Annotated in this window: 5 protein-coding genes and 2 pseudogenes; 3 read left to right on the top strand and 4 right to left on the bottom strand. The window is 46.2% G+C overall.

The annotated features are described in order from the left end of the window. Positions 1–413 precede the first annotated feature (413 nt). Positions 414–797: a helix-turn-helix domain-containing protein gene (locus tag AC6B99_RS30335; protein ID WP_494879604.1), complete on the top strand. Its 384-nt coding sequence runs from the start codon at positions 414–416 to the stop codon at positions 795–797. 207 nt (positions 798–1,004) lie between these two features. On the opposite strand, the pseudogene AC6B99_RS30330 reads toward AC6B99_RS30335, so the two are convergent. After that, a pseudogene (locus AC6B99_RS30330) lies at positions 1,005–2,102 on the bottom strand (DHA2 family efflux MFS transporter permease subunit). 170 nt (positions 2,103–2,272) lie between these two features. Then, entirely contained in the window at positions 2,273–3,205 is a 933-nt protein-coding gene (locus AC6B99_RS30325) for an alpha/beta hydrolase family protein (RefSeq protein WP_496664931.1), read from the bottom strand. A 395-nt stretch (positions 3,206–3,600) separates the two neighbouring features. Between AC6B99_RS30325 and AC6B99_RS30320 the strand changes: the two genes are divergently transcribed. Next, the gene (locus tag AC6B99_RS30320) at positions 3,601–4,218 is read left to right on the top strand and encodes a TetR/AcrR family transcriptional regulator (protein ID WP_056041024.1); all 618 of its coding nucleotides are present in this window, start codon (positions 3,601–3,603) and stop codon (positions 4,216–4,218) included. Positions 4,219–4,355: 137 nt separating this feature from the next. On the opposite strand, the pseudogene AC6B99_RS30315 reads toward AC6B99_RS30320, so the two are convergent. Continuing rightward, positions 4,356–5,111: pseudogene (locus AC6B99_RS30315) on the bottom strand (IS5 family transposase). A gap of 319 nt (positions 5,112–5,430) precedes the next feature. Then, a complete protein-coding gene (locus AC6B99_RS30310; RefSeq protein ID WP_496664930.1) occupies positions 5,431–5,583 on the bottom strand; it encodes a hypothetical protein in 153 nt (50 codons plus the stop codon). Between the two features lie 245 nt (positions 5,584–5,828). Here AC6B99_RS30310 and AC6B99_RS30305 point away from each other — a divergent pair, with 245 nt between their 5' ends. After that, positions 5,829–10,424: a leucine-rich repeat protein gene (locus AC6B99_RS30305; protein WP_496664929.1), complete on the top strand. Its 4,596-nt coding sequence runs from the start codon at positions 5,829–5,831 to the stop codon at positions 10,422–10,424. The last annotated feature ends 628 nt before the right edge of the window (positions 10,425–11,052 follow it).

Raw genomic sequence — 11,052 nt, 5'->3', positions numbered from 1 at the left:
TTTGGGACAGGAATTTTTATCTCAGAATTGGCGGTGAGACCTTGTGGGGTAAGGGATTGGGGCGGATTGGAGGGAGGGTGTTTTGGGGACAGTTATTTTTAGTTTTCTACAGACGGTATGCTTAAGTTTCTAGGTCATTTGTGAGTTATAACATATTTTGAGACTAATTATATGATAGTTTGAGACTTCTTATAACATCATAGTGAGACAACTTTGTGGCAGAAAAGTCCTTGATACGTAAGGGTTTTCTGCCATTTTGTTAGTGAATGATTTTGTGGATTTTGAAAATAATTGATAATAAATATCCTTTTTAGACCCTATGATTTTTTTTACTATAGATTGAGATAATCCGGGTGCTTATTTAGTTTTTGCACGATTGTTTAGGGGAACAGTAAAGAAAGGGTGAACTTGTTATGATCGGAGAAAAAATTAGAGCTTATCGTAAATTACTTAATCAAAGCCAAGTTGAGTTTTCAGCAGCCCTCGGAATCTCACAGGGTAATTTAAGTGAGATAGAAAAAGGCATCAGTAAACCATCTGCCGATACTTTAATTGCTATCAGAACCAAATATGATTTTGACTTGAACTGGTTGTTGGTTGAAGGAACTTCACAGTCGTATGAACGACAGGAGATGAACAACATATTTTCACTTACTGCACAGGAAGGAAGTCTTTTATCTATGTATAGAAAGCTCAATATAATTGATCAAAGAAGTATATTAGATTTCATCGATTTTAAACTAATGAAGAGCAGAGAGGTGAATGATCTTAATAAATATAACAAATTGCAATTTTAATCTGCCTTGTAGACTCGGTTTTAAGACAGCTGTTAACTTCTTCAGAGGAAGATATAAGCACTACTGTTCATAAATTAATTTTTATCAATCGTCAACAACACAGTCAAGTATTCCATTAGAGGATATACTAGGAAAAAATTATTTTTCTTATATTTAAAGCATAATGAAGTTAATATAGTCTTAAGAGCAGGTTTAAATATTGCCTAACTATGCTGAACGAGGGAGTTCACTATCAAATAAATAAATTAGACATTCCAGACTTTGGGTAATGAATTCGACTATAAAGGGCTTAAAATTGTGTTTGCCGATGGAACTGACCGTATAAACAGGAGTACCTGGGCACTTATTTCCGATACCTAGCCCGCAGATGGAAAGCCATTTAGGACCAACTCTGTCATATATTCTTCCTGCGACTGGTGACAGGATTCCCATGACAATCCCGCCGGGCATCAACATCAATCCAGATTCCAAAGCGGAATACCCCAGCATTTTTTGTGTGTAGATAGGTAGCATGGTCATGCCACCGATAAAAACAATAAAAATAATAGCGACAAGGGTCATAGCCAAAGAAAATACTTTGTATTGGAATATTCTAAACTCGAGTATGGGTCGTTCTAATATTAATTGTAGAATAATAAACCAAACTAGAACGATCAAAGCACCAATTATTGTTAGTATAAATGAGTAACTGCCCCAACCAGCCGTTCCCGCAATGCTAAACCCGTATAGCAAGCCACCGAAGCCAAGTGAAGATAAAATGATAGACAACATATCAAACTTTGGAGAAGTGCTTTCGGTTACATTCCTTAATATGAAATAAGCAGCAATCAAAACGAATAGAACAATCGGTAAAAGGATTTCAAATAGCACGTTCCATTGATAATGGTCAATAATCCAACCGGACAGGGATGGACCAATTGCCGGTGAAAATGCAATAACGAGGCCGAAAATTCCCATAGCCGTTCCCCGTTATTCTTTTGGAAATATAACAAATAGAAGTGGCATGATAATACCCGCGCCTAAAACTTAGACAATTCGTCCAGTCAACAAGAACGAGAAATCTAGAGTAGTCGCACAGATTAAAGTACCTAACCCAAAGAGACCCATAGTTGTAAAAAATAATGATCGCGTCGAGAATCTTTGTATTAAAAAAGCTGTTATCGGAATCATAATACCACTTACTAACATGAATGCCGTGGTTAGCCATTGCGCCGTATTCTGTGTAATATGAAAACTTTGCATGAGATGTGGCAGCGCTGTAGTCATTAACGTTTGATTGAGAGTTGCAATAAACGTTCCCAGCATGAGAACTGCCACGATGCCTATTCGATTGATTTGCTGGACAGATCGTTTATTTACCATATATGTCATGCCACCCTTGCTGTATATTATCCTTTACATTATAGACGTACAGTAGTTATGCTCCTTTGCCAGTGAGAGGCTGGTAAAGGAGCGAGTCTAGGGCTTATTAGAACTTACTTGGATTCAATTCGACCGACTGGATTGTTATCTTCTGACAAGGACTTTTTAACTGCCGACCAGCTGTCATGTTCAATATCGAGCGCATGACGAAGATAAGCCCATGTGACCCGCTGGATCAAAGCGACTTGTTCTGGGTTTTCATCCGTTGTTTCCTTAACCTCGTAACCTGAGATTCCGCCAAGTGAGTGTTCTGCACCGAAGAGGGTGAGCAGGCTCTCGGCTCCCGGGCTTAAGAAGTAAGGGTCTGCCATCCATTCCGGGCCGCGGACGGTCAGCTGATACTTTTGCGGGATGTAGTCTTGGTCCCCGATGATCACAAGGGAAGGAGTGGTCATGTGCTCGAAGCTCACGTTCAGGTGCGGCATTTTCTCGGCCGCAAACGGTGTCAGGTTGTCCCCACCTTGCCCAGCGGTGGCGAACAGCACACCCGCTTTGATGCGCGAGTCGGATAGGTCCTCTTCCTTCTTGGTCTTCGGGTTGAGAACTCGCAGGCCCAAAAGATTGCCCGCCGTTTGGCCGCCGAAGGAGTGTCCGGCTGTGGCGATGCGGCTTCGGTCAAGGCGACCGCTCAGACCGGGAACAGCAGATTCTAGAAGATCAAGCTGATCGAGAATCACCTTCATGTCTTCGACTCGGGAACGCCAGATCCCAGGTATGCGGGGATCGTCCTTAGGGAGACCCGCTGTCCTCGAGTCGAGATGGGTGGGTTGTATGACCGCGAAGCCGTGTGCAGCCCAGAAGTCAACCAAGGGGCCGTAACCATCCAACGATGAGCCAGAACCATGTGAGAAAACAATGATAGGTAAGTCTCGACCGGTCGTTGGCGCTGATACTTTTACTAACAAATCCTCGCCACGACCTAGGGATTCTAGCACTATCGACTTCACAGAGGCGATGGTAGAGGGTGCGTTCATATTGATTTTCATAATAAATATTCCGTCCCTTCTCTTCTAATCTTTAATATTTGCGAATCCGCCTTTGTTCTGCTATAGTCGGGCATAAACGGAACCGCGTTCCTATTATATACGGAATATTGTTCCGTTTACAAGAGGTTTATGAAAATTCTCTTCTGATGAAAAATAGTTACTAATTATTGAGTTTCTATTACCCATGATGTTTTTGAATATGCGACAATATTAAAAAAGTGGAGAAAGGCACTTTGTGGGTCTTCATCACTATCAAATTCGAATATATTAATATTTCTTAAACTATTTGAAGTAATGGTCATGACTGTTGCACATCAGAATATTCAGTGCAGTCAATTTAGTGTTATATTATATTTATTGGGATATAGAACTTACTAATGGGGGATATTACTTAAATGAACGATAAAACGGAAGATCGAAGTGATGGATTAGAGCCTCGACAGCAAACAACTCGATACGTGCGTGCCGACGCACAGCGCAACATTAATGCTTTGCTCCAAACAGCAATGACAGTGTTTGCAACTTCAGGGGTAGACGCTCCTGTTCGAGAGATTGCGGAAAAGGCTGGCGTTGGAGTAGGAACTGTTTACCGTCATTTTCCACAACGCTCTGATTTAATTGAAGCTGTTTTTCGTCAGGAGATTGATGCTTGCGCAGATGCTGCGATAGACTTAGCCGATAAATATAAACCTGTTGAGGCACTGGAACGATGGATGTTGCGCTATTTGGAGTTCATAGCGACTAAACGTGGACTCGCGGCAGCTCTACATTCTAACGATCCAGCATACGAAACTTTACCTATCTGTTTTGTAGAGGAATTAAGCCCTGCTCTGAAGATTTTGATTGAAAGAGCAACAACTGCTAATGAAGTACGTACTGAAATTACGCCAGACGAATTGTTGTGGGCGGTTGCGAGCCTTTGTACGTCAGTAAACAACAATGGTGATATAGAGCATGTAAAAAATATTGTTTCTCTTCTCATCGATGGGTTGCGTTTCCGTGCGAACCTTTAACACCTCGACAAGATTTTTGATTGTGTTTGCGATGAATTGATTAGTGAACCTTTACGGCCCCTGACCGGTAAAGGTTTGCTAATGCGCTCTATGAAGGGATACGGGAGTACGGACGAGCATGGGGACAAAGAGTTCGATTAAGAGTTACGCAAGCATAACGAACTTACGACGCTAGATCCTGACCATTTCCGCGTCAGATTGCGAAAATGTTTGATTTTATTGAAAAAGCACTCCACTAAGTGTCGTTCTTTGTACAAATACCAATCCACTTTCCATGGATTTCGACTATTTGATTTAGGCGGAATGATATAGGATGCCTGTCTGGCCGTAATCCAATTCCGAATCGCTTCAGAGCCATACGCTTTGTCGCCAAGAATGTGGCTTCCCGTAATATTAAATTCTTGGAGTAAATCTATCGCTGGAGTGGAATCATAGACTTGACCACCCGTCAGAAGAAAAGCGAGGGGATTTCCTAAGCCATCGACTAAAGTATGAAGTTTGGTTGTCTTTCCACCACGAATGATGCCAATGTGCTGATTTACTTCGTGTCCTTCTGCGTTTTTTTAGCACCGGCACTGTGTTGATGGGCTTTAACTGATGTAGAATCAATGCTCAAGTTTTCAAAATCCGCTTCTACTTGAAGCGCTTGGAAGATAGCAACAAGTAATCGTATCTCTCCATTTACAGAAACGACTATAGACTGTTTTCCATGAACCGTAACGTTCTTCTGGCAAATCACGCCAAGCAGCACCGCTACGAGCGATCCAAAGAATGGCATTAAACATGATGCGATTGCTTAATTTTGACGGACGTCCTGTATGATAGGGAGGGAACATATCCTTAATTTGTTCCCATTGTTCATCGCTAAGTTCATACCGCCTTTGTATCATGATTAATGCTCCAATCGTTTTTCTCAAATCATAACACAAAGTTCTTTAGTTTTCAGACACGTCCTAGGAACGTAAATTTGTCACAACTTAGTCAGTCCCGATGTGACTTAAAGCCTTGGTACATCGGGATATTTTTATAACCAACATAATATTATTTTCAACGGACAAAAACACAACAAACAAGGAGCAAGATCCACGGCGATCTTGCTCCTTGTTCTACCTCCATGAGGAAAGAAAAAGATTCCTGACCTAGTCACATGACTCATTGTCAGATGATAAGAATATTTTCTAAATAATGTCCGTAAATCACGATCTTTTTTAGTTATACGCTCAAGTTCTTGTCATTTGGCGTTGGCTGGATCGACGACAGCATGCAACCGATTGCCGTATGCTTCACATCGCCTCGTTGAGACACTAATTTGCCTGACCATCCAGACTCCGATTTCCTCTCGTTCGTTCGCCAAAAATACCCCAAGAGACCCTCCAATATCACTTTTAGATATTACGGCATTTTTCAAAACCGACTTTACAAAAACGTCAAAAACTCGTAAGTATTGATACTGCGCGAAATTGGCTGATTTTTTCATTATTCTTTTATTAGCCTTCTTTATAATCAAATGTAGTTGCCATCCAGTTGCAGAAACCTATCCCTATCCCGCTCATCCGACAAATTTCTACTCTTCGTCATCTCACTTCAAGTTATAGTAAAGGAGAAAAACCATGAAAAAATCAGTCTTATGTCTATTAATTGCATTATTTACGTTCGGGACTTCATTCTCGCAGATTCTACCTGTTTATGCAGCTGAGAACGATTTTACTTTTACAATCGGTTCCAATGGCGCAACGGTCACGGACTACAGGGGTACGGATCTGAATGTGGTTATTCCCGCTGAGTACGCGGGTACGACGGTAACCGAAATTGGGAGATCAGCATTTGATACGTACGGTACAGGCAAACCTAAAATTACGAGCGTCGTGATTCCGAACAACGTGAAGGTAATTCAAACATATGGATTCCGTTATACTGGCCTCACTTCCATAGACCTTCCAGACAGTTTGTTAACGATCGGCGCCAGCGCATTCGAGAACAATCCGCTTACAACAGTCGTTTTTCCAGATAGTGTGACGACGATCGGCAACTATTCTTTTTATATGAATAATTTGACATCGATTAAATTATCGGAAAATTTGAAGACGATTAATGGCGGGGCTTTCGACACCAATCACATTACGAAACTTGTCATCCCGGCCAGCGTAACGAATGTCGCCAGTAGTTCATTCTATAATAACAACTTAACAAGCATAACTGTGTTAGGCAATGCAACAACTTTTGGGACAGGTGTATTTGCGGGTAATCCGGGCAATCTGAAAATATTCGGAATTGCGAATTCTCCCGTAGCCGTTTATGCGTCGAGCAACGGACATACGTTTGTGGACGGAACGGCGTTATTTCAAGCGGTCTCTAGCGCCAAGTCGTTGTTGAAAAGTTACCTGGTAGGCACCAGCGTAGGACAAGTTTCGACCAATGCCTACAACGACTTATCGGCAGACTATGACGCAGCCATGCTTTTTATCGACGGAATCGGTAATGCCTCCATCGCCTCCGACCTGGCTAACGCCGCAACTCCTCTGGCCTCTTCAATCGCGGCATTCAATGCGCAAATTGTCCAGGCCGGCAATCCCGCGGCGTTGGCAGCGGCGATCGCGGCGGCACAGCAGGCGTTGACGGATCATCCGCAAGGGGAGAACGTGGGGCAGGCGTCAGTGGGGGCGCGCACCGCACTGCAGTCCGCAACCAATGCGGCACAGCAGATTCTCAATAACGCGGGCAATTACACGCAGGATCAACTGGATACTGCTGTTAACCAATTAAATTCAGCGGTTCAAGTCTTTAATGCTGCTGTCATACAAGCGGGTTTTCCAACGGCGCTGGGGGCGGCGATCACGGCGGCGCAGCAGGCGTTGACGGATCATCCGCAAGGGGAGAACGTGGGGCAGGTGTCAGCGGGAACGCGCACCGCACTGCAGTCCGCAACCAATGCGGCGCAGCAGATTCTCGATAACGCAGGCAATTACACGCAGGATCAACTGGATACTGCTATTAACCAGTTAAATTCAGCGGTTCAAGTCTTTAATGCCGCCGTTCTTCAAACGGGCATTCAGACGGCGCTTGGCGTGGCGATCACGGTTGCGCAGCAGGCGTTGACGGATCATCCGCAAGGGGAGAACGTGGGGCAGGCGTCAGCGGGGGCGCGCACCGCACTGCAGACCGCGTCCTATGCGGCGCAGCAGATACTTGATAACGCGGGCAATTACACGCAGGATCAACTGGATACGGCCGTTAACCAGTTAAATTTAGCGGTTCAAGTCTTTAAAACCGCTGTTATACAAGCGGGCATTCCAACGGCGCTGGGGGCGGCGATCACAGCGGCGCAGCAGGCGTTGACGGATCATCCGCAAGGGGAGAAAGTGGGGCAGGTGTCAGCGGGAACGCGCACCGCACTGCAGTCTGCAGCCAATGCGGCGAAGCAGATACTTGATAACGCAGGCAATTACACGCAGGATCAACTGGATACGGCCGTTAACCAGCTAAATTCAGCGGTTCAAGTCTTTAATGCCGCCGTTCTTCAAACGGGCATTCCGACGGCGCTGGGCGTGGCGATCACGGTTGCGCAGCAGGCGTTGACGGATCATCCGCAAGGGGAGAACGTGGGGCAGGCGTCAGCGGGAGCGCGCACCGCATTGCAGACCGCGTCCTATGCGGCGCAGCAGATTCTCGATAACGCGGGCAATTACACGCAGGATCAACTGGATACTGCTGTTAACCAGTTAAATTCAGCGGTTCAAGTCTTTAATGCTGCTGTTATACAAGCGGGCATTCCAACGGCGCTGGGGGCGGCGATCACGGCGGCGCAGCAGGCGTTGACGGATCATCCGCAAGGTACGGATGTAGGGCAGACTTCGGCAGGAACTCGCACCGTGCTGGAAACTGCGATGGATGCGGCGCAGCAGATTCTCGATAACGCGGGCAATTACACGCAGGATCAACTGGATACTGCTGTTAACCAGTTAAATTCAGCGGTTCAAGTCTTTAAAACCGCTGTTATACAAGCGGGTGCTCCAACGGCGCTGGGGGCGGCGATCACGGCGGCGCAGCAGGCGTTGACGGATCATCCAGAAGGTACGGATGTAGGGCAGACTTCAGCAGGAGACCGCGCTGCCCTGCAGACCGCGATAGATGCAGCGCAGGCTATTGCCGACGATGCGGAAAATCAATCTCAGACTCGTTTGGATGAAGCTACTGTCAGTTTGAACGACGCTATGGCGGTATTTGAAGCCGCTTGGGTGGGGATGGTGCTAACCGCATCGGCCAATGATTTGTACGGAACGAGCGACACGCTTCGCTTTACGGTATTTTACGGATATGAAGTAACCGTGATAGGGACACCGGTCGTTCCGATCATGGTTGGAGACAATTCCGCCACTCAGACGGTATATGCCCCATATATGGGAGCGCGCGGCAAGGCAGTGACAAAACTTACTTTCGAATTCGAAGTTCCTGCTGGGCTCGCGGATGTTGACGGAATTAAAGTTGCTGCATCATTGGAGCTCCCGGACGGTGCAAGCATCGTTCGCACCTCCAGCGGACACCCGGCTTCGCTAACTTACGTAGCACCGGACGCGAACGGAATACGTATCGTGGCGATACCGCCCGAAGTTGCCCTGACGGTTGCACCGAACGGATCGGAACGTAAAGTGATCAGTGTGATGGCAAGCGTGTACGGCGGAGCTGCGGGAAATGAGCTGACACAGCTCCGTTGGCTGCCTGGAAATCTTAGTGGGGTTGATTTTGCCGGCGGAACGAAAGGAACCGATATTTTGGCCACACCTCAATTCACCACTACTGCCAACGGCGACTATACCGTTTATGCCCTAGACGAAGCAGGCAATGAAGTAGTGAAAACCATCACTGTTACTGGGATCTCAACCCCGTCTTCGTCGGATAACGGCAGTCGACCGGTCACATCGGGGACGACTGTGAAGTTAGATCCGAATGGCGGGATTACAATTCTTGTCGATCCATCCGACATCAAACAAGTCAAGCGTTCGGACGGCACGGTGATCGAGCAAGTCATCCTCACCGAACGGACGAGGGAGCAAGTGCTGGAACTCCTGCAAGATGCGACCGAACCGTTTATCAGCATTACAACCGGCAATCGGGAGCAAGCGGTACAGGCACAGTTTCAAGCTGACTGGCTCGCGGATATGGTCAAAGCTAATCCTAATACAATTATCGAGGTGAGGTTGAACGATTCTAGCTACCAATTGCGGTTAAGCGCGATCGATCTGATCGGCTTTGCGGAGCGTCTCGACGCGGAAATATCGAATTTGACCGTAAACATCATACAGGTGCTGGCTGGCGAGCATATTCGACAAGAGATCGATCGGATCGGCGTTTCCCAAGGTTTTTCTGTTTTCGCCGACGTCATTGACTACAAGGTGATGGTCGAAGCAAACGGGCAAATGTTGGAGGTGAGCGACTATGGCGGATCGTACTCGATCCGGACCATTAAGTTAGACCGAGAGATCACAAACCGTAACCTAGTTGCCGTTCAGTATATCCCGGAAAACGGAACCGTCGTTTTTGTTCCGGCAAAGATGGGAACCGGTCCAGACGGCACTAACGAGGCGATTCTGAACGTGCCACATAACAGCTTGTACACAGTCGTAAATGTGCAAGCCCGAACGTTCGCCGATTTAACCGGACACTGGGCGAAAGCGGATGTGGAGCATCTGGCGTCCAAGCTGCTGGTGAACGGTGTGGCAGCCGACCGTTTTGACTCAGAGGGAACCATTACACGAGCGGAATTCTCTGCCTTGCTCGTTCGTGCGCTAGGGCTATCCATGAAGGAGAGCGAGGACGGTGATCGTTTTGCGGATGTTCCTGCATTCGCATGGTATGCATCTGCAGTAAATGCGGCAGTGGATAGCGGGCTGATTAGCGGCATCGGTGCCGGCCGTTTTGCGCCTAACGACCCAATTACCCGCGAGCAAATAGCCGTTGTGATTGCTGGCGCCTTAACCTTCACCAGCCATGGAACCGATAGCGATGGGCAAGAGGGAGGCCATCTGGATGCTTTCACGGACCGAGACTCCATTTCTTCATGGGCGCAAGCTGCGGTAGTCCGAGCATCGGAAGACGGCATTATGAAAGGGATGGTAGACGGACGCTTTGCCCCAAGGGAGTATGTAACGAGGGCGCAGGCAGCGGTTATACTGAAAAGGTTCCTGCAATATGTGCATTTTATCGATTAAATCAAGCAAAGTAATCAATCCACAATTAATCGAGATACTCATTCATAGAATCGTCTGTATAACGATAGTGAAGGAGCTTACCTCGTGGCAGCTCCTTTTTGTCGTACAAGTAACTGGCAGATATGTGTGAAATGTCGGTTGACAAGAAAATTGTCTAAATGAAATCCACGAAATCTTCGGGCTGTTGTAGTTTCGGATCAAGTTCTTGTTATTTTGCGATGACCAGAACTTGATCCGTTCCAAACAAGCGGGAGTTTAGTTCCAATTAATAGTATGATAAGTCGAGTGCAGTAGAGATAGTTCAAACTGAAAAGCGCGAGGAGATTATGGTGCAAAGTTTTATCAAGATTGTATGATGCATTCCATAAATAACGGTGGCTTACCAAGTTTTTATATTGCGATTGAATCATGCTCTAAATGAGACTCACCTCAACATCAGCTCAGTTTCATTCGTCAGTACAGATATGATGATTGCCTCTACAAGAAACCCGTACCTTTCGATTTTGAAGTATTTAACGGAGACAATCTGCTCTGTCTTATCGAGTATCACGGTAGGCAGCTTTACGAAAAAGTTCAAAGCATTTGGTAGAACAGCGGGGCATGAGGAGAGAGATAAAGGAGCAATTCT

It is taken from the genome of Paenibacillus liaoningensis (genome assembly GCF_059609455.1).
The sequence above is the reverse complement of the archived record's forward strand: the minus strand, read 5'-3'. Positions and strand labels throughout refer to the sequence as shown.